This window comes from Arthrobacter sp. ok362 (genome assembly GCF_900102785.1).
GTDB lineage: Bacteria > Actinomycetota > Actinomycetes > Actinomycetales > Micrococcaceae > Arthrobacter.
In genome coordinates this window covers 106,252-131,432 of the sequence record NZ_FNGC01000002.1, presented here as the reverse complement: position 1 = coordinate 131,432, position 25,181 = coordinate 106,252, and the positions used below count along the sequence as shown (strand labels likewise).

At 66.8% G+C, this 25,181-nt stretch carries 24 protein-coding genes; 13 read left to right on the top strand and 11 right to left on the bottom strand.

Annotated elements, in window-relative coordinates:
* Positions 1 to 19 precede the first annotated feature (19 nt).
* The 3 genes from BLQ10_RS03070 to BLQ10_RS03060 form a co-directional block, all read right to left on the bottom strand.
* On the bottom strand, positions 20 to 796 hold the full coding sequence (locus BLQ10_RS03070; RefSeq protein WP_254785377.1) for an alpha/beta fold hydrolase: 777 nt from the start codon (positions 794 to 796) through the stop codon (positions 20 to 22).
* Positions 797 to 820: 24 nt separating this feature from the next.
* Positions 821 to 1,234, bottom strand: a complete 414-nt coding sequence (locus BLQ10_RS03065) for a VOC family protein (protein ID WP_091558266.1) — start codon at positions 1,232 to 1,234, stop codon at positions 821 to 823.
* 182 nt (positions 1,235 to 1,416) lie between these two features.
* A complete protein-coding gene (locus tag BLQ10_RS03060) occupies positions 1,417 to 1,983 on the bottom strand; it encodes a type 1 glutamine amidotransferase domain-containing protein (protein WP_091558263.1) in 567 nt (188 codons plus the stop codon).
* A 174-nt stretch (positions 1,984 to 2,157) separates the two neighbouring features.
* Here BLQ10_RS03060 and BLQ10_RS03055 point away from each other — a divergent pair, with 174 nt between their 5' ends.
* From BLQ10_RS03055 to BLQ10_RS03035, 5 genes are all read left to right on the top strand, one after another.
* Positions 2,158 to 4,032 (top strand): Na+/H+ antiporter, encoded by a 1,875-nt coding sequence (locus tag BLQ10_RS03055; RefSeq protein WP_091558261.1) that lies wholly within the window; start codon positions 2,158 to 2,160, stop codon positions 4,030 to 4,032.
* 161 nt (positions 4,033 to 4,193) lie between these two features.
* Positions 4,194 to 4,436 carry a DUF2630 family protein gene (locus tag BLQ10_RS03050; protein ID WP_091558259.1) on the top strand — a complete coding sequence of 81 codons (243 nt, stop codon included), beginning with the start codon at positions 4,194 to 4,196 and terminating at the stop codon, positions 4,434 to 4,436.
* 32 nt (positions 4,437 to 4,468) lie between these two features.
* Positions 4,469 to 5,482 (top strand): CapA family protein, encoded by a 1,014-nt coding sequence (locus tag BLQ10_RS03045; RefSeq protein WP_091558257.1) that lies wholly within the window; start codon positions 4,469 to 4,471, stop codon positions 5,480 to 5,482.
* A gap of 182 nt (positions 5,483 to 5,664) precedes the next feature.
* Complete coding sequence (locus tag BLQ10_RS03040; RefSeq protein WP_091558255.1) at positions 5,665 to 7,041, top strand: ammonium transporter; 1,377 nt, start codon at positions 5,665 to 5,667, stop codon at positions 7,039 to 7,041.
* Between the two features lie 121 nt (positions 7,042 to 7,162).
* Positions 7,163 to 8,608 carry a S8 family peptidase gene (locus tag BLQ10_RS03035; protein WP_091558254.1) on the top strand — a complete coding sequence of 482 codons (1,446 nt, stop codon included), beginning with the start codon at positions 7,163 to 7,165 and terminating at the stop codon, positions 8,606 to 8,608.
* Positions 8,609 to 8,686: 78 nt separating this feature from the next.
* Here BLQ10_RS03035 and BLQ10_RS03030 read toward each other — a convergent pair whose 3' ends face one another.
* Together BLQ10_RS03030 and BLQ10_RS03025 are read right to left on the bottom strand one after the other, a co-directional pair.
* Positions 8,687 to 9,367: a response regulator gene (locus tag BLQ10_RS03030; RefSeq protein WP_091558252.1), complete on the bottom strand. Its 681-nt coding sequence runs from the start codon at positions 9,365 to 9,367 to the stop codon at positions 8,687 to 8,689.
* Entirely contained in the window at positions 9,360 to 10,544 is a 1,185-nt protein-coding gene (locus tag BLQ10_RS03025; protein ID WP_254785376.1) for a sensor histidine kinase, read from the bottom strand. The genes BLQ10_RS03030 and BLQ10_RS03025 overlap by 8 nt, the downstream gene beginning before the upstream one ends.
* 272 nt (positions 10,545 to 10,816) lie before the next feature.
* Here BLQ10_RS03025 and BLQ10_RS03020 point away from each other — a divergent pair, with 272 nt between their 5' ends.
* The 3 genes from BLQ10_RS03020 to BLQ10_RS03010 all read left to right on the top strand — a co-directional run bounded on the left by BLQ10_RS03020 (position 10,817) and on the right by BLQ10_RS03010 (position 13,268).
* A complete protein-coding gene (locus tag BLQ10_RS03020; protein ID WP_254785375.1) occupies positions 10,817 to 12,178 on the top strand; it encodes an LssY C-terminal domain-containing protein in 1,362 nt (453 codons plus the stop codon).
* A gap of 100 nt (positions 12,179 to 12,278) precedes the next feature.
* Positions 12,279 to 12,464, top strand: coding sequence for a hypothetical protein (locus BLQ10_RS03015; protein WP_091558244.1), 186 nt, complete (start codon positions 12,279 to 12,281; stop codon positions 12,462 to 12,464).
* Between the two features lie 162 nt (positions 12,465 to 12,626).
* On the top strand, positions 12,627 to 13,268 hold the full coding sequence (locus tag BLQ10_RS03010; RefSeq protein ID WP_091558242.1) for an NADPH-dependent F420 reductase: 642 nt from the start codon (positions 12,627 to 12,629) through the stop codon (positions 13,266 to 13,268).
* A gap of 144 nt (positions 13,269 to 13,412) precedes the next feature.
* Here BLQ10_RS03010 and BLQ10_RS03005 read toward each other — a convergent pair whose 3' ends face one another.
* The 3 genes from BLQ10_RS03005 to BLQ10_RS02995 all read right to left on the bottom strand — a co-directional run bounded on the left by BLQ10_RS03005 (position 13,413) and on the right by BLQ10_RS02995 (position 16,872).
* Positions 13,413 to 14,189, bottom strand: coding sequence for a hypothetical protein (locus BLQ10_RS03005; protein WP_091558239.1), 777 nt, complete (start codon positions 14,187 to 14,189; stop codon positions 13,413 to 13,415).
* Positions 14,190 to 14,462: 273 nt separating this feature from the next.
* On the bottom strand, positions 14,463 to 15,944 hold the full coding sequence (locus BLQ10_RS03000) for a purine-cytosine permease family protein (protein WP_091558237.1): 1,482 nt from the start codon (positions 15,942 to 15,944) through the stop codon (positions 14,463 to 14,465).
* Positions 15,945 to 16,266: 322 nt separating this feature from the next.
* On the bottom strand, positions 16,267 to 16,872 hold the full coding sequence (locus tag BLQ10_RS02995) for a DnaJ family domain-containing protein (RefSeq protein WP_091558235.1): 606 nt from the start codon (positions 16,870 to 16,872) through the stop codon (positions 16,267 to 16,269).
* A 250-nt stretch (positions 16,873 to 17,122) separates the two neighbouring features.
* Here BLQ10_RS02995 and BLQ10_RS02990 point away from each other — a divergent pair, with 250 nt between their 5' ends.
* Entirely contained in the window at positions 17,123 to 17,356 is a 234-nt protein-coding gene (locus tag BLQ10_RS02990; protein ID WP_091558232.1) for a hypothetical protein, read from the top strand.
* A 119-nt stretch (positions 17,357 to 17,475) separates the two neighbouring features.
* Here BLQ10_RS02990 and BLQ10_RS21940 read toward each other — a convergent pair whose 3' ends face one another.
* Positions 17,476 to 17,673: a hypothetical protein gene (locus tag BLQ10_RS21940; RefSeq protein WP_139164169.1), complete on the bottom strand. Its 198-nt coding sequence runs from the start codon at positions 17,671 to 17,673 to the stop codon at positions 17,476 to 17,478.
* A 199-nt stretch (positions 17,674 to 17,872) separates the two neighbouring features.
* On the opposite strand from BLQ10_RS21940, the gene BLQ10_RS02985 reads away from it, so the two are divergent.
* Entirely contained in the window at positions 17,873 to 18,148 is a 276-nt protein-coding gene (locus BLQ10_RS02985) for a hypothetical protein (protein WP_091558229.1), read from the top strand.
* A gap of 33 nt (positions 18,149 to 18,181) precedes the next feature.
* Here the strand turns inward: BLQ10_RS02985 and BLQ10_RS02980 are convergent, their stop codons facing one another.
* Together BLQ10_RS02980 and BLQ10_RS02975 are read right to left on the bottom strand one after the other, a co-directional pair.
* Positions 18,182 to 19,084 carry an MBL fold metallo-hydrolase gene (locus tag BLQ10_RS02980; protein ID WP_091558226.1) on the bottom strand — a complete coding sequence of 301 codons (903 nt, stop codon included), beginning with the start codon at positions 19,082 to 19,084 and terminating at the stop codon, positions 18,182 to 18,184.
* 9 nt (positions 19,085 to 19,093) lie between these two features.
* Entirely contained in the window at positions 19,094 to 20,782 is a 1,689-nt protein-coding gene (locus tag BLQ10_RS02975; RefSeq protein ID WP_091558225.1) for a long-chain-fatty-acid--CoA ligase, read from the bottom strand.
* 214 nt (positions 20,783 to 20,996) lie between these two features.
* Between BLQ10_RS02975 and BLQ10_RS02970 the strand changes: the two genes are divergently transcribed.
* From BLQ10_RS02970 to BLQ10_RS02960, 3 genes are all read left to right on the top strand, one after another.
* A complete protein-coding gene (locus BLQ10_RS02970; RefSeq protein WP_091558222.1) occupies positions 20,997 to 22,595 on the top strand; it encodes a PucR family transcriptional regulator in 1,599 nt (532 codons plus the stop codon).
* Positions 22,592 to 23,524, top strand: a complete 933-nt coding sequence (locus BLQ10_RS02965) for a glutaminase (protein WP_091558221.1) — start codon at positions 22,592 to 22,594, stop codon at positions 23,522 to 23,524. Before BLQ10_RS02970 ends, BLQ10_RS02965 begins: the two co-directional genes overlap by 4 nt.
* Before the next feature lie 73 nt (positions 23,525 to 23,597).
* Positions 23,598 to 25,112 carry an amino acid permease gene (locus BLQ10_RS02960; protein ID WP_091558218.1) on the top strand — a complete coding sequence of 505 codons (1,515 nt, stop codon included), beginning with the start codon at positions 23,598 to 23,600 and terminating at the stop codon, positions 25,110 to 25,112.
* Positions 25,113 to 25,181: the final 69 nt, after the last annotated feature.

Sequence of the window (25,181 nt, the reverse complement as noted above, 5' to 3'; positions counted from 1 at the left end):
CCCGGCGCTGCCCGTGCGCTCACGCCGGGTTTCCGTGCAACGGCTCGGCTGCAGGCGCACCCAGGCCGGTGAAGGCCAGAATCCCGTCCCGGACCTCCAGGGCCCGGTTGTGCTGGACGACGTGCCCGGTTCCTTGCACCTGTTGCAGCCGCCCCCGGCGGGCGAGCCCGGCCAGCCGGCGGCCCCAGTCAGCATCCGCGACGGGGTCGTTGGCGCCGCGCACCACAAGCACCGGCGCGCTGACGCCGGTGATCTTCTGCTCCAAGGGGTACTCCATCATGACCCGCAGGGTCTTGAAGTACCAGACGGGACCGCAACGCAGGTAGTCGCTGAAAACGAGGGCGTTCGAGGAGGGGCTCTCGTAGAACAGGCAGTCACGGCCCAGCGCCAGGGCCTGCTGCGCCACGGTGCCGCGTCTGGGGTCCACCACGGGACCCATCAAAACCAAATTCGAGATCCGTCCGGGCTCCTGAAGGGCCGCCTCCGTGGCAAACTGTGTTCCCATCGAGTGCCCCGCGAGCACGAATTCCGGAACGCCAAGCTGCTCCATGGCGCCGAGGATGTAGCGGGCGTGGGCGGCAATGGAGAGCGTGTTCCGGGGCCTGGGCGTAGCGCCGAAACCCGGCAGGTCAATGGAATAGGTCTCCACTGAACCGGCCAGGAGCCGGTGCAGCCGGCGCAGGTAGCGGTGTGACGTGCCGATTCCATGGATGAGCACGACGGCGGGCGCGGAGCCGCCGGCCATTCCGCGCGAGGCGAAGACGTGGCCGGCGTGGCCCGCCACCGAAATCTCCAAGCGGACCGGTTCCCTCATGCTGTGCTAGGCGGCCTCGGCACCGACATTCACCAGCCAGTCCACGCCGAACTTGTCCTTGCACATGCCGAAGATGTCGCCCCAGGGTGCCCTTTCCAGCGGCATCGCGATGGTGCCGCCGTCGGCCAGTTTGTCGAAGTAGCCGCGGAGCTCGGCTTCGTCGGACCCGCTAAGGGACACGGAGAAGTTGGTGCCGGGGGTGTAGTCCATGCTCTTGGGTGTGTCGGCTCCCATGAGCACCATGCCCCCGTCCGTCCGGAGCTGGGCATGCATGATCTTTTCCTGCTCCGCCGGGTCCTCGCTGGCCTGGTACTCGGCGAACGTACTCATGGTCAGTTCCCCGCCGAATACCGACTGGTAGAAGGTCATGGCGTCCTTCGCACTGTCGCGGAAGCCGAGGTAGGGATTGAGCGTAGTCATGTCCGAAACTCCTTGCTGCTTGGGGGCGCCGGCCGGTGCGGCAACGACGGTGCACGTTACAGGGCACATCCTGCCGCAAAACCGTCAGCGTGGGTAGGTGTCCGGCGGGAGAACAGGGCAGCAGGATCCGGCGGCGTTTGCGCACCGCCGCCCAGCCGCCGTGGCGGTAGGGCGGGAAGCGGCTACGGCGTCTGGCCGGCGTGTTCGCCCTCGGCTATTTCCTCAACGAGTTTGGCGTTGAAGGCCGGGAGGTCACGCGGGCTGCGGCTGGTCACCAGGCCCTGGTCCACCACAACTTGTTCGTCAGTCCAGATCGCGCCGGCGTTCTTGAGGTCCGTCTGGAGCGTGTGATACGAGGTCAAACTCCTGCCGCTGACCACGCCGGCGTCGATGAGCATCCACGGGCCGTGGCAGATGGAGGCGACGGGCTTGTGCTGCTCAAAGAAGGCCCGGGTGAACGCCTGGGCGTCTTTGTCGACGCGGAGGTGATCGGCGTTGACGACGCCGCCGGGAATGACCAGGGCGTGGAAATCGGCGGCGTCCGCCTCGGCCGCGGTGAGCTCGACGGCGAACGTCTCGCCCTTTTCAGTGCCGTTGAAGCCCTGCAGCTTGCCGCTCTTCGGCGAGACCAAGGTTGGCACGCCGCCCGCTTCCTTCACGGCATTCCACGGGCTGGTCAGTTCCACTTGCTCCACACCATCTGTGAGCAGGAACGCGACTTTCTTGCCCGAAATATTGTGCTCTGACATGTGTCCTCCTCGTGCCGGGGCGCTGGCCGGGCACGTTCGTCCGTGCCCGGCGCCAGCGCTGAGTCTCACTTGGCTTGCAGTCCTAACTCTAGGAAGCCGCCAAGTCATAAGCAAGCTGATGATGTGCTGCGGGGGCCCCTCCGGCAACGGCCGTGAAGCTGAGAGAATGGGCCAATGGAAGTCGCTTTCGGGGTGCTGGCCCTCGTCGCCATTGTCTGCGCCTGCAGCGCGCTGGGACACAAAATCAACGTCTCCGTCCCCCTGCTGCTGGTGCTGGCCGGCGTTGTGTGTTCGTTCCTCCCGTTTGTCCCGACCATCACGCTGAATCCCGAGCTCGTCCTGGTCGGGCTGTTGCCGCCGCTGCTCTACGCAGCGGCGCTGCAGACGTCGCTGTTCGATTTCGGTTCCAACCGCCGCTCGATCGGCCTGCTTTCGGTGGGCTACGTCATCTTCGGCACCATCGGCGTCGGGTTGGTGGTCGCCTGGCTGTTTCCCGAGATCCCGCTGGCGGCTGCCATCGCCCTGGGTGCCGTCGTCGCACCGCCGGACGCCGTCGCTGCGACCGCCATTGCGCGAAAGGTGGGCATGCCCCGCAGGGTTGTCACCATCCTGGAGGGCGAATCGCTGGTCAACGACGCCACGGCGCTGGTCTGCCTGCGCGCCGCCATCGCCGGCATCGCCGGAACCGTTTCCGCGGCGGAGATCGCCGGCGGCTTCCTCCTTGCGGCCGGCGGGGGCCTGGTGGTGGGCGTTGCCGCGGCCTTCGTGCTCACGGCACTCCGCAAACGGATCCGCAACGTGGCCATCAACACCTCCACTTCCCTGATCGCACCGCTCGTGGCGTACCTCCCGGCGGAAGCGATCCACGCCTCCGGCGTCCTGGCCGTCGTCGTCACTGGGCTAATCATGGGGACCAAGGCGCCGTCCATGCCAAACGGGGCCGCACGGCTGAGCCAGCGCAGCAATTGGCACACGGTCCAGTTCCTGCTGGAGAATTCTGTTTTCCTCCTGATCGGGCTGCAGGTCCGGACCATCATCGAGGGCGTCCGGGATGACTCGCTGGGGCCGGAACGGATCTGGCTCGGCTGCGCCGTGGTGCTGCTGGCCGTGCTGATCCTGCGCCCGGTCTGGGTCTTCCCCGCGACCTACCTGCCGCGGCTCATTCCCGCCATCAGGCGGAAGGACCCCCCGCCGCCCTGGCAGTTTCCGGCGATCGTCTCCTGGGCCGGCATGCGCGGCGTGGTGACGCTTGCCGCCGTCCTGGTCCTGCCAGCAGGGCTGGAACACCGGTCCGTCCTGATTCTGATGGCCCTCGTGGTGGTGGCCGGCACGCTGACCTTGCAGGGCTTCACGCTCCCGGCCGTGGTCCGATGGCTGCGTGTGAAGGGACCGGACGCGCGCGAGGACGCGCTCAACGAGGCGTCCCTCATGCAGATGGCGACGGCTGCGGGCGTGCAGCGTCTCCAGGAACTGCGCTCGGACGCCGACCCGCCGGAAGTCGTGGCGATGCTCAAGCGGCGCACCCAGGAACGCGGGCTGGCCGCGTGGGAGCGGCTGGGCCGGCCGTCCGCGGAAGCCGCCACCCCGAGCCAGCGCTATGCCCAACTCCGGCTGGCAATGCTGGACGCCGAGCGCGCCAAGGTCCTCGAACTGCGGCGCGGCGGCGGATACGCCCACGAGGTCCTGGTCAACGTCCTTGACCGCCTCGACGTCGAAGAGTCCATGCTGGACGCCGCATTGGAAGAACCTGACACGGAGGGCGGCCGCGGCGGCGAGGGGATCGCCCGGCCCCTCGGAGTTTGTTCCCACCTGGAGTCCGCCCCGGCTCCGGCCGTCCCGACGGGGCCCTTCTGTGCCGCGTGCGAACGGGAAGGGACGACGACGGTGCATCTGCGGATGTGCCTGCAGTGCGGCAACGTGGCCTGCTGCGATTCCTCCCCGGGAACTCATGCCTCCAAGCACTTCCAGGCCAGCGGCCACCCCGTCATGCGCAGCATCGAGCCGGGCGAGGACTGGCGCTGGTGCTACCCGGACGAACTCCTTGGCTAGGACCCAGGCTCCGGACCGCGTCGCCGTGCCGCGTACTGTAACTGCGTGCCGGTGGTGCCTGTTCACGGCCCCTTCCCCTCCGTAGGCTGGAAAGGGACCTGCTGGAAAGGGGCCCTGCGAAGAGATGGGGACCCGCCGCCGTCGGACGAAAAGAGGACACCGTGGACAACCAAGACATCCTGGAGCGCATCAAGGCCCTGGTGGAGGAAGAACACGGCCTCCGCGAAGGCTCGCAGGCCGCCGGCGCCGGAGCGCCGGACATCCTCAGGCTGCAGCAGGTGGAAGAACAGCTGGATCAGTGCTGGGACCTGCTCCGCCAGCGGCGCGCCAAAAAGGACTACGGCGAGAACCCCGACGAGGCGGAGGTGCGGCCGGTCAGCGAGATCGAGGGCTACCAGAGCTAGCCCTCGGCCGTGACACGACCGGTCGGCTGGCCATGCAGATTGCGCTGCTGGGAGACGTCATGCTGGGCCGTCTGGTGAACCGGCACCTGGCAACGGCCCGGCCTGCCTATCCGTGGGGCGACACGTTGGAGCTCCTGAGGCAGGCGGACGTTCGCATTGCCAACCTGGAGTGCGTCCTGGCGTCCGGCGGCGAGCCCGAGCCCGGCAAGATCTTCCACTTCCGCTCGGACCCGAAGAACGTGGCCAGCCTCCTCGCCGCCGGGATCGACGTCGTCTCGCTCGCCAACAACCATGTCCTGGATTTCGGCCAGGACGCGTTCCGGGAAATGCTGCCTGCGCTGGACGGCCGCGGCATCCTGCATGCCGGTGCCGGGCCCGACCTGGAGGCCGCCCGCCGACCGGCCGTGCGGCGTGTAGGCGCCGTCGCCGTCGGATTCATTGCGTTCACAGACAACGAGCCCAACTGGGAGGCCAGCGCCGCGAGTCCCGGGGTCTACTACGTTCCGGTGGAGGATGTCCCCGTCGATGAGGGCGGCCGGCGCGGCGGGGCGCTAAGGGACGAACTCTTGGACCTCGTCAGGAGGACCAAAGCCCGCGTCCAGTTCCTCATTGTGTCAGCCCATTGGGGCGGCAATTGGGGCTACGACGTCCCGGCCCGGCATCAGGACCTCGCCCGGGACCTCATCGATGCCGGAGCCGACCTCGTGTTCGGCCACTCGCCGCACATTTTCCGCGGCGTGGGAATCCACCGGAACCGTCCCATCATCTACAGCGCCGGGGACTTCGTTGACGACTATGCTGTGGACCCCATCGAGCGCAATGACCAGTCATTCGTGTTCATGCTCGACACCGACGGAAGCGCCCGGCGCACGCTTCGGCTGTACCCCACGATCATCGCCGGATTTCAGGCCCGGCTGGCCCGGGGGTCGGCGCCCGATATTGCCGCCCGGATGCAGCGGCTGAGCGGCCACCTTGGCACGCTGAGCAGCTGGAATGCGTCCGGCCGCTGCCTTGAGATTCCGCTCGGCAATCCGGCGGCCGTTTGAGGACCCGTTTACATTCCTGAAACATGCCGGTCACGCGAACTTCACGCCGCCGCGATTCCTGTAACGTGCCCGCAACTTTTCACCCCACTGCCGGAAACATGGCTCCGCGACGATTGAATCCGGATCGGGGGGCCGGCGGCGACGCGTCCCGGTACGGAAGACTGACGAGAAGGGACCCGCCGGTGGAACTCACTGCTGGAAGCGTCTGGATGATTGTTTCTGCGGCGCTCGTCCTGCTCATGACCCCTGCACTGGGCCTGTTTTACGGCGGCATGACCCGGGCCAAGGCCTCGCTCAACATGATGATGATGAGCTTCGTCTCCATCGGGATTGTCGGCGTGGTGTGGGTCCTCTGGGGCTACTCGATGAGCACCGGGCAAGGCGTCCTCGGCGTGTTCGGCAACCCGTTCGCCAGCTTCGGCCTGAGCGGCCTCATCGGGTCGCCCGACTTGATCAAGGCCGGCTACAGCGCCACGTTTGCCATCCTCACGGTGGCCCTCATCAGCGGCGCCATCGCGGACCGCGCGAAATTCACCTCCTGGGCCCTGTTCGTCCCGGTCTGGATCACCCTCGTCTACTGCCCGTTGGCCTTCATGGTCTGGGGCGGCGGCCTCATGAGTGCCGGCGGTGCCGTGAGTGCCGTCTTCGGCCAGGTCATCGACTTCGCCGGCGGCACCGTGGTGGAAATCGCCTCGGGGACCGCGGCCCTGGTTTTGGTCCTGATCCTGGGCAACCGGCATGGCTTCGGCAAGGACCCCGGCCACCGCCCCCACAACATCCCCTTCATCATGCTCGGCGCGGGCATCCTGTGGTTCGGCTGGTTCGGCTTCAACGCCGGCGCCGCCACCACCGTGGAGCAGGCCGGCCTAATCTGGGTGAACACCCTGGCCGCCCCCGCCGCGGCCATGATCAGTTGGCTGGTCGCGGAGAAAATCCGCCACGGCCACCCCACCTCCCTGGGCGCCGCGTCCGGCGCCGTTGCCGGCCTGGTGGCGATCACGCCGTCGTGCGCCAACATCAGCCCCCTCGCCGCGCTGGGCCTGGGCTTCGTGGCCGGTGCGGCCTGCGTGGTGTTCGTGGACCTAAAGTTCAAGTTTGGCTTCGACGACTCGCTCGACGTCGTCGGCGTCCACCTCGGCGCCGGCCTCATCGGCACCCTTGCCCTGGGCTTCATTGCCCTCCCGGTGGACGGCGCAGGCGGCGGGCTGTTCTACGGCGGCGGGCTCCACCAGCTCATCGCACAGACTGTGGCCGTCCTCATCACGGTGGCGGTGTCCGGCCTCGGGACCGCGGTGATCGGACTCGCCATCCACAAGACGCTCGGGTTCCGGGTCAGCCGCGAGGACGAGCTCGCCGGAGTCGACCGGTCCGAGCACGCCGAAACCGCGTATGCCTTTGCCGAACTCGGTTTCAGCCGGTTCAGCCCGTTCGGCCACCACGTCCGCGCGGAGCACGCGGAGCACGCCGTGCACGCGGAGCACGCCGCGACGGCAGCCCACGCGGCCGCCCGGGCGCCCGGGAATGTACCGGCTCCTGCAAGGGAAGACAGCCTCGTCTGAGGCAGCTGCCGAACGCCCGGCACAAGTTTTTCCAAAGGGCCCGGGTGTAAGACGCGACCGGAGGCTTAAGATATGGGCGGGGGGCACTCGAATTAGCGAACTCGCTTAATGGGAGGCCACGATGTTCAGCCAAGCCAGCCGCAAGGCATCAGACCCGCAGCTAACATCGGTGGCGCGGGTCCCGCGCAGACGCCGGCGCAGCGCCCTTCCCAGACCGGACCGACTTCGGTTCCGGCGTGCACTGGCCTCGCTGACAGTCGTGGCGCTGGTCTCCGGCTTCGGTCTGGCGGCGGCCGCCCCCTCGTCCGCGGCCCAGAGGGCGCAAAGCTACATTGTGGTGCTCAAGGACGGCGTGGTGGACGCCGGCGCCGCGGCGGCCGCCCAGCAAAGCGCCTACGGGTTCACGGCATCGAAGGTCTACCGCAACGCCGTGAAGGGCTACTCGGCAACCATGACGGCGTCCCAGGCGCAACGCCTCCAGGCCAACCCCAACGTCGACTTCGTCACCGCGGGCCGGACATTCCAGCAACCGCGGGATCTTGGGTCCGCGGCCACCCAGAAGACACCCTTCTGGCGGAAGCGGATCGCCGGAACCGACTCAGACGTCCGGAAGGCCCTCGACAGGGGGCCGGATCGGATCAATGTCAACGTCGCCGTGATCGACAGCGGCATCGATGCGACCCACCCGGACCTGAACGTCAAGGGCGGGGTTGACTGCCAGTCCGGCTCGCCCGTGGACGTGACCCCCGTTGACGTTTTGGGGCACGGGACATTTGTCGCGGGCGTAATCGGCGCCCGGGACAACGGTCAAGGGGTCATCGGGACCGCCCCGGGTACCCCGCTGTGGTCCGTCCGGGTGGTTGACAACGCCGGCCTGATCTCCGAGCAGAGCCTGATCTGCGCCATTGACTGGGTGACCTCGACGCGCACGGACGATAACGAGGACAACGACATCGCGGTGGCCAACATCAGCATCGCCGGCGGCGCCCCGGACACGCCCAATTGCGGCAAGGGCACAGACCCGATGCACTACGCCATCTGCCGTTCTGTCCGGGCCGGCGTCACGTACGCTGTCGCGGCCGGCAACGAGAGTCAGGACTTCGCCAACACAGTGCCGGCCACCTACGACCAGGTGCTGACCGCCACCGCCATGGGCGACTTCGACGGAAAGGCCGGCGGCGAGGCCGCCCCGACCTGCGGCCCCGACGACTTTTCGAAGTACGGGCAAAAGGATGACCAGCCGGCATTCTTCTCCAACTTCGCCACCACGAGCGCCGACAAGGCCCACACGGTCTCCGGGCCCGGAATGTGCATGCTCTCCACCTGGCCCGGCGGCTACAACGTAAGCAACGGCACCAGCTTCGCCAGCCCGGCCGTGGCAGGTTCCGTTGCCCTGTGCATCAGCCAGAACGAATGCACGGGTTCAGCCGAGCAGGTCATGGCGGATTACCTGCACGCGACGAAGTCGTACACGAAGCGGCACAACGACTACGGTTTCGGCGGCGATCCTGTCCACCCGATCGGGTCGCGGTACTACGGCTATCTGACGCAGACGACGAGCTTCTGACCGAACGGGCTTGAGGTCGCCGGCCGCGGGCCGGCGGGTCTCAGCCGGCGGTCCCATTGGCCGGTCCCAACCGGCGGGTCAGCCTAGGAGCCGGCGTTCATAGGCGAAGGCCACCAGCTGAAGCCTGGTCCCGACCCCCAGCTTGTCCAGCACGCTCCTGAGGTGTGTCTTGACGGTCGCCTCTGAAACGAACAGGCTTGCGGCTATTTCCCCGTTGCCCAGCCCCTTGGCCGCGAGCAGGAAAACGTCCCGTTCCCGGGCCGAAAGCACCTCCAGCACGGACAGGTCCGGCCCTCCGGTGGGAAGGGTCCGGGCCGCGTGCTGGAACAGGGCCTGGACGGATCCCGGGGCAATCACGGAGTACCCCGAGTACACGGTGCGGATCGCAGCGAGGAGGAACTCCGGTTCGGCGCTCTTGAGCAGGTAGCCGCTGGCCCCGGCGTGCACAGCGTCGACCACCGCCTGGTCGCGGTTGAAGGTGGTCAGTGCGATGATCTTAGGTACGCCGGTCCCGGTCGCGTCTGCCTGCTGCACGATCCGCCGCGTGGCGCCGACGCCGTCCAGCACCGGCATGCGCAGGTCCATGAGCACCACGTCCGGGCACCGCTCGACGGCGAACGCCGCCGCCTGCGCGCCGTCGCCGGCTTCCCAGGAGATCGCCATATCCTGCTGGCTTTCCACCAGCATCCGGATTCCCGCGCGGAACAGGGGCTGGTCATCGACGATCGCCACACGGATGGCCTCGACGGCATCAGCCACGGTCGCCGGCCCCTTCCAGCGCCAAGTCCGGGTGTGCCGCCGCGGGTGCCAGCTGTGCCTCTGCGCCCGGGACGGCGGCAGCGGCGTCGGCAACCGTCGCGCCGTAGGGGATAAAGACGGTCACCCGGTACTGCTCACCGTCGGGACCGGCCGTCATCCAGCCTCCTGCGAGGTGGGCGCGTTCCCGCATCCCCGCGAGGCCGCGGCCCATCCGCGTTTCGGCGGTGCGGTCCGGGCTATCCGCCGCGGCCGGGATCCCGGATGCCACATGCAGGGTCAGCCCGGGCCCGCTCCAGTCCAGGTGCAGCCGCACGGACGTGCCCCGGCCGCCGTGTTTGAGCGCGTTGGTCAGGCATTCCTGGATGATCCGGAAGACCGCGAGCTGCTGCCCGGCGGAGAGCGCTGCGGGCGCACCGGACTCGCTCTGTTCGATGGCGAGGCTGTCCTGCATGCGCGCGACCAGGGGTCCGACGTCGCTGAGCCGGGGCTGTGGGGTGACGGCGCCGTCGTCGTGCACCCCCTCGATGACGCGCTGCGCGTCCACCAGGGCGCTCCGAGCCGACGTCGAGATGTTTTCCAGGGCGTTCAGCACGCCCCTCGGCTGGTCCTTGCTCAAGTAGCGGGTGCCGTCCGCCTGGGCCGCGATGACGGCGAGGGAATGGGCCAGGACGTCGTGCAGGTCGCGGCCGATCCGCGTCCGTTCCTGCTCCACGATCAAGTCCACCTCGGCTTCCCGGAGGCTGGTCTGGGCGATGGTCCGGTCACGGAAGAGGCTGCCGCGCTCCTCGTAGAGGGCCAGTGCCAGCCCGACGGCGGCACAGGCTCCGGCGATTAGCAGGAGGAGCGCAAACAGCTGCCAGCCATAGTCCTGTAGCATCCACCGGTCACCGGCGTACGCAGGCGGGTACCATCCGACACCGTCGCCATATCTCCAGGAGAGCATGAGGAAGGTCATGAGGGCCGCGAACGCCAGGTTGGCCGCCGCCGCGATGTACCGCATCCGCCGTGGTGCGGTCCACAGAATGAAGCCAAGAGCGATGAAGGAGCCGAGATAGATGGCCCAATGATTGGAAGCCATCGGCGGCAGGGCCTGGCCTACCTGGCCGGCGAGGAGTGCAACCGTGAACCCGAGGGACACCAGCGGTTTCCAGGCGGCCGTGGCAATCGCCAATGTCATCAAGGCCAGCGGCCAGCTCCCTGACCAATTATCGAGACCCGGGCCAGGACCGGCCCCCATCCGGCCGGCCTCAGCCACGCACCACAGCGTGAAGAAGAGAACGGCCGCCGCGGGGGCGCCCCCATGCCGCAAAACTTTCAGTAGTGGTTCCATGACTGTCACCCTATCCACGGCGGCGGGCACCAGTAGGTCAAATCACGCCATACTCAACCTCCGGGCCAGAAGATTCATCTTTCGAGCCAACCGGCGCCTGTGCGCGTATTATGGCGGCCATGACCAAGGCAGCGGTTGAGGTCACAACCCCGGCCGAGGCGGTGCCGTACTCATTACTGGACACCGTTTTCTCCGTGGTGGGCGGCGTCGCGGCTGTGTGGCTGACCTCCCTGCTGGTGCAGCTGAGCTTTCAGTGGGGCTGGGCACAGGTCTGGTTCCTCTTCATCTTCTGGGCCCTGCTCGCGTACCTGGTGCTCCCCCGCCTGCACCGGATCCTCACGCGGCTTTACGTTCCCGACTACTTCATCGGCCGGGCACGCACCAGCGACGGGCTGCTGGGCGATCCCGTGAACATTGCCCTGCTTGGATCGGAACCGCAGATCCATGGAGTGATGCACTCCGCGGGCTGGACAATGGCCGATGACGTGACGCTGGCCAGCAGCCGGCGGATCGTCTCCTCCACCCTCCTGCGCCGCAGCTACCTCGAGGCCCCGGTCAGTCCCCTGTTCCTGTTCGGCCGGCAGCAGGATTTTGCCTACCAGCAGGAAGTCGACGGCACCCCGGGCAAGCGGCACCACGTCCGTTTCTGGCGCTGTCCGTCCGGCTGGCTGCTGCCGGGCGGGCTGGCCGTTGACTGGCTCGCGGCCGGCACGTATGACCGCAGCGTCGGCCTGTCCCTGTTTACCCTGCAGATCACCCACAAGATCGATGAGAACACCGACGCCGAACGCGACCATGTGGTCGGCGCCATCACCGAAGCCGACCCCGCCGCGGGGCTCCGGGTGATCCGTGATTTTTCGACCGGGTATCACGCGCGCAACGGCGGGGGCGACACCATCACCACCGACGGCAATCTCCCGATCGTCGATCTCCGGCAGACCCCCGCGGAGCCGGCCGGGGCGCGCTGGCCTCCGAGCGACAGACCCCCGACCGACAGCCGCAACAGGCGTCCGGCAACCACGATTGTCGGGGCGGTCTTTGTCGCTGCCCGCGCGGCGGCGGCCGCCCTGCTGGCCATGTCTATGGTGTTCTTCAAGGACGCGCACGTGGGCTCACTGGTGGAGCCCGTAGCCGGTCCGGCCGTCACGGAGGCCCAAGCCGAATTGGCCGTCACGGCCGGAACGGTGGTTGTCTTGCTCTTTGTCCTGGCCGAGATCCTCCTGGCGTGCTTTGTGTTCCTCGGCCGGAACTGGGCCCGGACCGTGGCCATGGCGCTCAGCACGGCCGCCATCTGCGTCCAGGCCGTCGATGTCTTCCACGGCGGCCCCGATATCACGCTGCAGTCCAATCTCCCTGGCCTGGCCCTGGACATCCTGCTGCTTCTGGCGCTCTCCAGCAAACGGTCCCGCGACTATGCCCTGCGCCCCCGCAAGCAACCCAAACGGGATTCCAGCCGACCCGGCGGCCGGGCACCGTTCTGAATCCCCAAGCATCCGGGAGGCCTTGACAGCCCTCTCGCTGTGGGAGCTAGATGTTCAAAAGCCGACAACCCACCGCAGGATTCGCAGCAGAGGAGCGGACATGAGCGAAGACCCAAAGGCGCCGGAGCGCGCCCACAGCGAGACCCCAGCCGAGGGTGATGCAACGGCTGAACCCTTTGACGACCGGGCCCATTCCCAGGACGCGGCAGAAGGCCCGGACATCGACGACGAACCGGGCACCGGAGCCAAGGGCAACGCCGCGCCAGGCGGCAGGACAGGACAGTAGCTTCCCCGACGCGCGAATTCGCCGCAAGCCTGCGGGCTCGCCGGAATCTTCCGGCGAGCTGAGTAGTTTCCGGCGAATTCGGCCGTGCGGGGCCCTGCCGGTCCCGAGAGCACAGCCGTTAACGGGCGAAATATCTTCGCCTGCCTGTGTGTTGGCCCCGACATGACAACAATCGGAATCATCGGTGCAGGACACATTGGCGGTCAGCTGGCGCGGAAGGCCGTGGAGCTCGGCTACGACGTCGTGATCAGCAACTCGCGGGGGCCGGAAACCCTGGCGGGCCTCGTCGCGGAACTGGGGCCCAAAGCCCGGGCCGCAACGCCGGCCGAAGCGGCAGCTGCCGGCGACTTCGCCGTCGTCACCGTGCCGCTTAGGAGCATCCGGGACGTGCCCATGGAGCCGCTGGCGGGCAAGATCGTCCTCGACACCAACAACTACTACTGGGAACGGGACGGGCATTTCCCGCCCCTGGATGCCGGCGAGGCCACAACCTCCGGCCTGCTGCAGGAGCACCTGCCCCAGTCCAAGGTGGCCAAGGCCTTCAACCACATCATGTACTCACAGATCACCACGGACGGCACACCGGCCGGCACACCCAACCGCCGGGCCCTGGCCACGGCGAGCGATTTCCCGGAAGCGGCTGAGCTTGTGACCAGGCTCTACGACGAATTCGGCTTCGACACGGTCAACATGGGCCCGCTGTCCGAAAGCTGGCGCACGGAACGGGACCGCCCCGCCTACGTGATCCGGCAGAACGCGACCGAGCTGGCCGAGAACCTGGCCAAGGCGCCGCGCACCATCTGACGCTCCCGGCCCCGACGCGCTGTCGATCCCGCCCCCGACGGCTGGCGGGCTTGAAGCCCGGCGAATTCGCCGGAAAGCTCCGGGCTCGCCGGAATCTTCCGGCGAGCTGAGTAGTTTCCGGCGAATTCGGCCGTGCGGGGCGGGCTACCCGCGTATCCTGTCGCGGGCAGGCGTATCCTTCCCGAGCCAGGCGCTGACCAGCAGCCACACGGACCACACCAGGATCAGGACAATGCCGGCCAACGTGGGGATGCTGTTCGCCGAGGAGAAGCCTTCGGCCCCGATGATCCAGCCCTGGGCAATATACGCCAGCCCGGAGAACGCGATGAGATAGCCGATCAGCCCGGAGACGCGGCGCGCCCGGACAACCACGGCACCGGTCAGGATCAGGGCCGCGCCCAGCACGAAGCTCTGGTAGCTGCGCATGCCCCATTCCAGCCACCGGATGCCCTCGGCGGTCGCAAACCGGGCGGTCTTCTCCGGTTCCGCGGCTGCAGCCCAGGCGTCCACGGCGCGCTTGAGGGCAACCCCGTCGACGGCTTGGAGCGAGGCATACAGGGCCAGCGCGGCGACCGCCGCCGCGACGCCGAACCGTGCCGCCCAGGTCATGGCCCCGTCCGGCGCTCTTAGGGCGACCAGCAGGACCAGCAGCCCAGAGATGAGAAGGGCCATGCCGGCGAACTGCCCCAGGTGGACCGCCGTCCAGATGCCGCTTCGGGCGTACTCCGCGAACGTGGCCGGGTGGTCGTTCGCGCTGGCCGTGTCGGCATGGAGCAGCCCGGCAATTACTGACACCGCGAAGCCGGTAAACGCCAGCGTGGCGGCAAGACGCAACGGCGCGCGCAGTGGTGCGAGTCGCCCCGGTTCGGCCGCGGCGCTTGGCCGCGGGGTATGGCTGTCCTGTGGCCCGAACTTTTTCATGGCATCGCCCGCTTCGTACCGCCACGCAGGTGCGCGATGAGCGCGCCTAAGCGCAGGCTACGCCGATTGCCCCGGCGAAGCCACGCACCTTGGATCGGCATTTTGTTCTTCCCCGTATAACCGGCCGCCTAGAGATGAGCGGGGCGGAGCCGGTCATCTCTATGAACGGGGAAATCGAGGTCGAGCACATCGCCGCGGGCTACCAGGGACGTTCGGCCCGGACGACGGCGGGAAGACCCGCCGTCGTCCTCTGACCATTCAGTGCGTTCCAGTTCAGGGCACCCGGCTGCTCTGAAGCGGTTCGCTGGCCGAGGCAGTGGCAAGCGGGCCGGCGTCGGCCGGGTAGATCATGCGCGCCGGTGCCTTCGAGTTTCGCTTGGCCAGCGGATAAAACACGAGAGCGGTGACCACCAGGCCCACCAGCCAGGAGATGTCGGCACCACCGAGCACCTCCGTCATCGGTCCCGTGTAGAGAGTCTGGGCGAGGAACGGAATCTGCACGAGAATGCCGACGGCGTAGGACAGCAGCGCGGTCTTGTTCCAGCGCCCGTACCGGCCGTCAGGATCGTAGAGCGCCGGGATGTCCACCTTTTCCTTCGAGACGAGATAGTAGTCCACGAGGTTGATCGAGCTCCACGGAATGAAAACCATGAGCAGGAGCAGGACGAAGTTCTTGAAGTTGGCGATGAAGTCGGGCGAAGCCAGCACCGCAATGAGGACGGAGAGCCCGATGAACGCCACTACGTAGAGCAACCGGGTCCGCGACGGCACCGCCGATTTGCGCGTGAACGCTGTTACAGAGGTCAGCATCGTCATGTACCCGCCGTAGGCGTTAAGGGTGTTGACGGTCAGTTTGCCGGTCACGATCACCAGGTAAATGACGACGGCGATCAGGCCGCCGCCGCTGAGGTTGCCAAGGAAGGCCACCTGACCGTCGAGAAACCGCTGGCCCTTGGGCAGCGCCAGGGCAGCGAACAGGGCGCCGAGCGTCATGGACCACTGCGATCCAAGCACCGTGCCGAAGAACGCGGCCAGGAAGGTTCGGCGGGGCAGGGTGCCAGAGGGCAGGTAACGGGAATAGTCAGCGACGTATGGGCCGTACGTCAGCTGCCACCCGGCGCCGAGGGAGACAGCCAGGAGGAACGTGGGAAATTCGAAGCTACCGGAGCTGAGCAGCGCGCCGACGTCCTGGCTGGCGAGGAGCCGGATGCCCAGGTAGGTGAAGCCAAGGACGCCGACGACGGTCGAAATCCTGCCCAACAGGTGGATGTACTTGTAGCCCAGGGTCGCCACCAGCACGGTCAAGGCCCCGAATATGACCATGCCCACGGCCGGAGTTCCGGTGTGCGTGATCTGCTCTACGGCCTGCCCCGCCAGGACAGTTCCGGTGGCCGCGAAGCCCAGGTACATGATGATGACCAGCACCAGGGGGATCACGGCGCCCAGCACGCCGAACTGCGCACGGCTGGAGATCATCTGCGGGAGACCAAGCTTGGGTCCCTGGGCCGCGTGCAGTGCCATGACGGCTCCACCGAGGAGGTTGCCGATGAGCAGTCCGAGGATCGCCCACAGGGCATCGGCGCCGAAAAGCACCGCCAGCGCTCCGTCCACGATCGCGGTGATCTGCATGTTCGCGCCGAACCATAGGGTGAATTGCTGCGTCGGCGACCCGTGGCGTTCGTGGTCCGGGACGAAGTCAATGGAGCGGCGCTCGACGCGCGGCTCTGCTGTTCCCGTTCTTGTAGTGGCCTGCATGACTGTTCCTCACATTGAAAGTGGATCCTGACGAAGTCGTGAGTACATCTGAGCACGGCGCGTGAGCTGCATCACGGCGAAGTTTGATTCTCCGTCCGGGATTTCAGACAGGGTCCCACCAAATGTGATTCGGCACCGACGTATGAAGGCAGCGGTCAGGCCTGTGAGGACAGCCGGCCTGCTCAACGACCTGCGGAGTTCCAAGTTCGGCCAGGACGCGGTGATCAGCAATTCGCGGGGCCGGAAACCCTGGCGGACCTGGTCGCGACGCTCGAATTCGGCCGGGCGTGGGCGAGGAAACCGGGCACGACTCGGACTGCGCCTAGCCGGCCCCGTGCCAGAGCCGCCGCCACCAGGGCCGCGTCGGTTTCGGCTCCGGCGGGGCAGTGGCGGCCGCGGCAGCCCGGCGGCCCCGCCAGCGGTCCAGTTCGACGTCGACGTCCCGCGTTTTGGTGATCACGGGCGGCCCGCCCTGGAGCTGCCGCCGGGCGTCGATGACCCGGGCGTTGAAGTCCTCGACGATCTCGCGCATCTGTTTTTCGCTGAACTGGGCATCCAGCCGGGCATCAAGCTCGGCGTCCTCGGTGCGGAGCAGGATCGCCTTCGGGCCCAGGCCGGAGATGTTTTCCCGCTGGATCAGGCCTTTGACCCACCAGTCGGGGTCGTACGCCTCGCCCAGCCCGGGAATGGGCTTGCCGGCGTACTTGAGGTTGTCGAACTTGCCCTGCGCCATGGCATCCCTAATCAGGTACTCGGCCTTGGCGGCGTCGTCGATTTTGGCGCGCTTTTGCCGGACCTCTTCCTCGGCGGCGTTGAGGGCGTCGTTCTCCTGGGCGGTGCTGCCCGAGGTGCGCACCGCCCGGAGTTCCGCGGCACGCTCCACCCGGCGCCGGAACGCGCTGCCGGAACCACCTACCCCGCTGCTCATCAGCCACCACCGTCCTCGCCTGCCGGAATCGCGGATCTGCTTTCCAGTATGCGGAACAGCCAGGCGGTGGCAAAAGGTCCGTGCAGCGGTGCCGCCCAGAGGACCCGCCACCCCCTGTGCCCTCGCCGAGACGGGAACCTAACACTGCCGTAACCCGGTGTTAACCCGCCCGTGCGAGGCTGGAGACTTCCGGTAAAACAAAGTACTCTTCCAATCCTTCATGCATCGCAGATCCCGAGGAGTTGCAGCCGTGAACAGCCAAAACCCCAGCGCGTCCGTCAGCCCCCAACAAACCAGCCGCGAGGAAGCGGCACAGGATAAGAGCAGCACGCACGTCACGCATGTCCGCGAAGACGTGGCCATGGCGGGACGGTGCGCCAACGTCCACCTGCCCACCGGGCGCACCTGCACGTTGCCCTTGCGCCACCCCGGCTCGTGCAACTTCGTCGGGCCCGAGGACGCGGAAGACGTCGCAGTTCACTAGAACCCAGGGCACCAGCCGCGAAGTGCCACTCGCGGGGTCGTACTCGCGGGGTCGTGCAGGGCCGGTTCCGGGCCTCAAGCTAAAGATGCCGGGCCCTCAAGCTACCGAATCGCTTGCGGTCAGGACTCTTCCTCTGGCCTGCCCGCATCTTCGGCTCCGCTGCCCTGGACGGGGACATCCTCTTCCGGCTCAAAACTGGATTTTCCAGGAGTCGACGTCACCCAGATACCGTCCTTCGATTTGGGTATCGTGCTTCCGCTCCCCGGGGCGCTGCGCTCGGGATCCTGCCCTGCCGGATCCGCCTGGTCCTTGCCCATGGCCGTACCTTCCCTCAGTCCGATGGCAGTCAGTTTACGCCCGCGGCCCGCATCGTGCCTGCGCGTCATTTACACGGTTCGGGGACGGGGCTACATTGGTGGTCCCGGTCGATGGAGTCAGCTGCCGGCAAGAACATTCCAAACATTTAGCACACAGCGACGAGGCTGCGCGGCGGGTGCAGCCGGCAAGGATAAGACCATGAGCCCCACACCAAAGCAGCCGATCACCGATGACAGCATCAAGGTACGCCAGGTCAGCCATTACCAGTTCAGCTGGATTGCCGGGGACGCGGGCAGCCCCGGCATGTGGACGCTGCAGCTCGTGCTGGATGAAGGCGCGTGGGAGGAAGTCCTCACTATCGACGCCGACGACGCGGACAACCTGCAGGATCTCCTGTCCACCGCGGATACCGTCTTCTACGACGTGAGCCGGCGAACCCTGATGTTCGGAACTACTCGCGTCGGCCATCACTGATCGAGAAGGTGGAGTCCGCCGTCCTCTGCGGAGTCACACCCCGTCGAGGCAGAGGACGAAGCCGGGAAACGGGTGCCGGCCGGGGCGTCCGTCCACCTCGTCGATGGCGCGGCGGATCTCCCGGAGTTGCTCGACGGTCATTTGCAGCGGTGGTTCCTCGGGCTGGTAGGTGGTGAAAATCGGGTAGTCGACGCCGGGTTCCCGCGACATTTCGATGTGGCAGCCCAAGACGTGGGTGACGGGGCGGGTGCTGCAGAACCCGATCAACCGGTCGATGGTGCTGACGAAAGCCGGCCAGTCCTGGATGTACAGCCGGCCGGGATAGACCGTGTCTCCGGTCAGCAGGAATCCGGTATGGGGGTCGTAGAACGTGACCGCCGCATCGTGGTGTCCCGGGCTGGGCCAGCACTCCAGGACGCGGCCGCCAAGATCCACCCGCGCCGACTGATCGGCACCGCCGGTCAAGTTGCCATCGGCGTCGTCCGTGAATCCGAAGAATTCCCACGCGCTGTCGCGGTCCGCGTCCACCACAACGGTGCCGGGGCGGCCGGCGAACTGGGCGTCCCCCGCCACGTGGTCGCCGTGCGGATGGGTGTGCAGGACAAGGAGCCGGTAGCCGTCGCGGGGATGAGCGGCAAGCCACGTATCCATGAGTTCATCGACGACGCGGCGCAGCGGGAAGAAATCCGCGGATGCGGTGGCGCCGGTGTCGATGAGCACGGCCCGGGCGTTGCCGAACAGCAGGAACATGAACGGCGCCTCATAGTTGACCGCCATGTTCTGGCGCAAAATGTACGTGTGCTCGTCGTAGGCATGGACCTGGATGTCCGGGTCCGTGTTGTGCTTCGCGGATTCTGATCCGTGGATCCAGGACACGTCCAGATCACCGGTTCCGGGGTCGCCGACGGTGAAGTCGATCTCTGCATCAGCGCGCATCTGTTCTCCTCACAGCCCCGGCAGCACGAGCTCGCGGACTTGCTTGCGCAGGATCTTCCCGAGCATCGACCGGGGCATGTCGTCGATCGCCACGACCCGTCTGGGGACCTTGTAGCCGGCGAGGTGCTCGCGGCAGTGCGTGCGCAGCGCCTCCTCGTCGAGGGCGGCACCAGGAGCGAGTTCGACGGCGGCGACCACCATCTCACCGCCGCGCTCCAGCGGCTTGCCGATCACGGCGGCGTCGGCAACGTCCGGGTGCAGGCGCATCGCGGCCTCCACCTCGGTGGGCGAGACGTTGAAGCCGCCGGTGATGATGAGCTCCTTGGCCCGGTCCACGATTTTGGTGAAGCCGTCCGCGTCCACGGTGACGACGTCGCCCGTGCGCAGCCAGCCGTCCGCCGTGAGCGCCTTCGCGGTTTCCTCGGGGTTGTTCCAGTACCCCTGGAAGACCTGCGGGCCCTTGATCAGCAGCTCGCCCGGCTCGCCTTGCGGCACCTCGACGCCCGGGTTGTCGATGTCCACGACCTTCATGAGCGTGGACGGGAAGGGCACGCCGATGGTGCCGGTGCGCCGGGTGGGGAAGAACGGGTTGCCCATGGCCACCGGCGAGGACTCGGTCATCCCGTAGCCTTCCACGAGCAGGCCGCCGGACACGGATTCCCAGAGCTCCACGACGTGGTCAGGCAGGTTCATGGCACCGGAAATGCAGTACTTGCAGGACCGCAGGGAGGTGCCCTTCTCCTTCGCGGCCATCGCGGTGCGCTCGTAGATCGGCGGGACGGCGCAGTAGACGGTGGCGGGCGACTTCTTCATGGCCGCAAGGATCAGGTGCGGGTCAAACTTCGGGAAGAGCACCAGCAGGCCCTGCTTGCGGATGCCGAAGGTGAGGTAGAGCGTCATGCCGAACGCGTGGAACATCGGCAGAATCGCGTAGAACACCTCTTTGCGGTACTCCGCGCCGTGCATCCAGGCCTCGCCCTGCAGCGCGTTGGAGTACAGGTTGAAATGGGTCAGCATGGCGCCCTTGGGCCGGCCGGTGGTGCCCGAGGTGTATTGGATCGCCGCGAGGTCGCCCACGGAGGGCCGCGGGTGCGCGGGGTCGATCCGGCCATGGCCCAGCAGATCCTTCCACGGCGTGGTGCCCGGTGCCGGTGCGGTGAGCGAGGCACGAGTTTCGCGCAGCTTCTTCACTGGCAGGTGCAGCGCCAGGCGCTTGACGGCGGGAAACGCCTCGAGCAGGTTGACGGAGACGACGTGGTCGATCTCGACGTCGTCCGGGAACTCCCGCACTGCCGCCGCCGCTTTGTCCCACGCGATCACTATCCGCGCCTGGTGGTCCTCGAACTGGTGGCGCAGTTCCCGGGAGGTGTACAGCGGGTTGTGTTCGACGACGACGGCGCCCAGGCGCAGCACCGCGTAGAACGCGACGACGTGCTGCGGGCAGTTGGGCAGGATCAGGGCAACCCGGTCCCCGGCGCGGACACCGAGCCGGCGCAGTCCCTCGGCGGCCCGGTCCACCTGTTCGCCGAGGTCGGCGTAGCTGGTGCGCCGGCCGAAGAACTCCAGCGCCGGAGCGCCCCCGGCCTCGGCTACGGACCGCTCCAGCATGTCCACGAGCGAGTCCGTGGGCAGGTCGATCTCCGCCGGGACACCCGGCTGGTAGTTCTGCACCCAGGGCTGCGCGTCAGTATTCTCCATGGCCCCATCATTTCTTGAAAGTTGAGGCCGGGGCCAATACGGATGCAATTCACGGCGTCGTGTAACGGCGCGTCCCGCCGAGCGCCTTGGTCCGCAGACCTAAAACGGGCCGCGTAATTTAGGAGCTTTTCCATACTTTCGGCGATGGCCGCTGGATAGCATGAGATGTCCGGACAGAGCAGTCCGGGCGGGTGCCAATGTCAGAAGGAAACCCATGGCCGCAGCTACAGTGGACGACATCCTCGCGGATCTCCCCCTCGGTTTCGCCAGCCTGATGCTTCGGCCGTCCCGCACGGATGCGGCAATCGAACGCTTTGTGATCGTTGACGCCGACGACGAGACCTCCGACGGCGGGACTGCGTTCGTCCTGCTGATCGGCGTTCGTGGACGCTCCGCGTTGCCGGCGGTGCGGCGCCTCTTGAAAAGCCCTCCCCTGGTCCTGGCCGTCAAGGGCAGCCCGGAGGAGCTGGCGGAAGCGGAAGAGCTGCTGCGCGCCGCCGGCACCGGCCTGCTGCTGGTGGACCCGGCGGCGGATTGGGACCGCCTGCTGTCCATCGCCAAGGACCGGATCCAGCCGCGCAGCTATCAGAGCGAAGTCCTGACCCTGCTCGAAGAAGACCTCTTCGCGATCGCCCAGACCACGGCCCGCCTGACCTCCAGCCACGTGGTGATCGAGGACGCCGCCAACAAGGTCCTGGCGTACTCCACGGTCACCAATGCCATTGACGAGCTGCGCAAGGCCTCGATCCTGGCCCGGCGCGGCCCGCGCAAGTACGAACTTCTCCTTAAGGACCTCGGAGCCTACCGTGAGCTGCACCGGACGCGCCTGCCGGTCCGGGTTCCCGCCCGGCCCCAGGACGGTCTGCGGGAGCGGGTCGCCATCAGCCTGTTCGCCGGCGACCGCATCATGGGCTACATCTGGCTCCAGGAGACCGGTGGCGGCTTCGGCGACGACGTCGACTACGTGCTGACCGGCTCGGCCGCGCGGGCTTCCGCCGAGCTGATCCGGTACCGCAACCAGCAGTCCGTGCACATGCGCGAGGACCGGATCGTGCGCCTCCTTTCGGGGCCGGCGGAGGCTGCTGCGAGCGCGCACAGCGAGAAGATTCCTGCGGACCGTCCCTCCGCCCTGATCCTGCTGGGCCTGTCGGCGTCCCAAGCCCAGGAGGACGACGCCGCGCTCAAACACGGGGAGCTGGCCAACCTCGCGTCAATCCATGCGGCCGCCTACAAGCCCTCAGCGATCGTGGGACAGTTTCACGGCGACACCGCCGTGATCCTTCCCGGACTCCAGTCTGCCAACGCCGGGGCCGGGCTGCGGAGCCTGGCCGAGGCAATCGTCAGGGACGCCACCAAGCACCTCGGCATCAGCCCCTTTGCCGCCGTCGGGCCCACTGTCCCCGATCTGCTCTCGATCCATTCCGTGACCGGAATATGCGAAGCACTGCTGGGCTGCATGCGCCGGTCCGGCGACGTCTCGGTGGCCACGGTGGACGACTTCGAAGCCGAGATCCTCCTCCACGACGCCGTAGAGAACTTTACGACGGCGACCTTCCGGCACCGCAGCCTCTGGGCCATGCTCCGCGAGGACGCGGAACTGGCCGAAACCCTGCGGGCCTTCTTCGACGCGTCTCTGGACGTGGCCGAGTGTGCGAAGCGGATGCGGCTGCATAAGAACACCGTCTACTACCGGATCGGCAAGGTCGGCCGGATCACCGGTCTGGATCTCGGCAATCCCCGCCATTCACTGGTCGCGCTGCTGCATGTGCAGGAATGGGCCGGCACGCAGAAGGAGCTCCTGGGCAAGAAATGATGACAGTACTTAATTCGCCCCCGCTTGGTCTGGTACTGGATGACATTGTCCGCGGCCACCGGCCCCGGACGGAAGTGGGGTCAGTTCCCGCAAATATTCCGCATCTGCAGTCCCCGCCTTTCGACCGTTTCGGCATCGCGGTTGCCACGACGTCCGGGGAAGTATTCTGTTCCGGCGACGCCGATCTGCCGTTCTCAATCCAGAGCATATCCAAGGTCTTCACCTTGGCGATGGCGCTCAGCGCCGATGACTCCGGCTCGTTGTGGACCAGGGTCCTTCGCGAGCCGGCAGGGACGTCCTTCAACTCCTTGGTCCAGCTCGAAGTCGAGCACGGGATCCCACGGAACCCCTTCATCAACTCGGGCGCCCTGGTGGTCACCGACCATCTGATGGATAGATCTCCGGACGCCGCCGCCCAGGTCCTGCGCTTCCTCACTGGGCAGGTGGGTCAACCGGGTCCTTTCATCGACGAGATGGCCGCAAGGAGTGAACTCTCCAGCAGCAGCCGCAACCTGGCCCTCGCCCACTTCCTGAAGGAATTCGGCAACCTGCGACGGCCCGCACAGGCAGTGGTCGAGAACTACGTCAGGCAGTGCTCAATCATGATGACCTGCGTGGAGGTGGCCAAGGCGGGGCTTTTCCTCGCGCAGGACGGTCGGGGAGTACAAGGCGCGGTGATCTCCAGGAGCCAGGCCAAACGCATCGGCTCCATCATGCTGACCTGCGGCATGTATGACGCAGCCGGCGAGTTCGCCTATCGCGTGGGACTTCCGGGGAAAAGCGGTGTGGGCGGCGGCATCCTGGCGATCGTCCCCCGCGAGTGCGCCATCTGCGTCTGGAGCCCGCGGCTGGATTCCAAAGGAAATTCCTTGGCAGGCACGGCGGCTCTCGCCGACCTGTCCGACCGCACCGGGTGGTCGATCTTCTGATCTGACGGCCGGCTGTCCCCACAATCTCCCCCCAAAACCCATTTAGATCTCTGACAGATCGAAAGGAACACCCATGTCAAACAACCCCAATGACGAGGTTGACTTGCACCAGGCCGATGGTGGCCACGCCCACGCTTCGGATGCCTTGATCCACGCGGAGGACTCGGGCTACCACAAGAGCCTGTTGCCCCGACAGATCCAGATGATCGCGATCGGCGGTGCCATCGGAACCGGCCTGTTCCTGGGCGCCGGCGGTCGGCTCAACGCGGCCGGCCCGTCACTGGTCATCGCCTACGCCGTCTGCGGCTTCTTCGCCTTCCTGATCCTGCGCGCCCTGGGAGAACTGGTCCTGCACCGCCCCTCGTCCGGATCGTTCGTGTCCTACGCCCGCGAATTCTTCGGAGAGAAAGCCGCGTTCGTCTCCGGCTGGTTCTATTGGATCAACTGGGCCACCACCACGATCGTGGACATCACCGCAGCGGCCCTCTACATGAACTTCTTCGGCAAATACATCCCCTGGATGGCGGCCATACCGCAGTGGACCTGGGCGCTGATCGCCCTTGTCGTGGTCCTCTGCCTAAATCTCGCCTCCGTCAAGGTGTTCGGCGAACTGGAGTTCTGGTTCGCCCTGATCAAGGTCGCAGCCCTCGTCGCGTTCCTGCTGGTCGGCACCTACTTCGTCGTGTTCGGCACCCCCGTGGAAGGCCAGGAAGTCGGCTTCAGCCTCATCACCGACAACGGCGGCATCTTCCCCAACGGCCTGCTGCCCATGATCATCCTCATGCAGGGCGTGCTGTTCGCCTACGCCTCGATTGAACTGATCGGCACCGCCGCCGGCGAAACCGAAAACCCCGAAAAGATCATGCCCAAGGCCATCAACTCCGTGGTCCTCCGCATCGCCGTCTTCTACGTCGGCTCCGTCATCCTGCTCGTCCTGCTGCTGCCCTGCACCTCTTACGAAGAGGGCGTCAGCCCGTTTGTGACGTTCTTCGGATCCATCGGCATCCAAGGTGTGGACGTCATCATGAACCTCGTGGTCCTCACGGCCGCACTGTCCTCGCTGAACGCCGGTCTGTACTCCACCGGCCGCATCCTGCGCTCCATGTCAGTGGCCGGATCGGCCCCGAAGTTCGCCCAGCGGATGAACAAGGCCGGCGTCCCCTACGGCGGCATCGCCATCACCGCCGGCGTCTCCCTCCTCGGCGTCCCGCTGAACTACCTGGTTCCTGGCCAGGCGTTCGAGATCGTCCTGAACGTCGCCTCTGTGGGCATCGTCGTCACCTGGGCCACCATCGTGCTCTGCCAGATCCAGCTCAAACGGTGGGCAGACAAAGGCTGGCTCGAGCGCCCCTCCTTCCGGATGTTCGGCGCCCCCTACACCGGGTATCTCTCCCTGGTATTCCTGCTCGGCGTGCTCGTCATGGTCTTCATCGACTCCCCGCTCACGCTGCTGGTGACCCTGGTCGCCTGCGCCCTGATGGTCGGCGGCTGGTACGCCTGCCGGAAACAGATCCACGACATCGCAGCAACCCGCGACGGCTTCACGGGCGCCGTGCCCGTGCTGGCCAACCGGACTCCAATCCGCTAATCGAACATTCTGATGCCGACCGGTCCACAACCCGACATACAACCTGAAAGCCTCCATGAAGCCACGAAT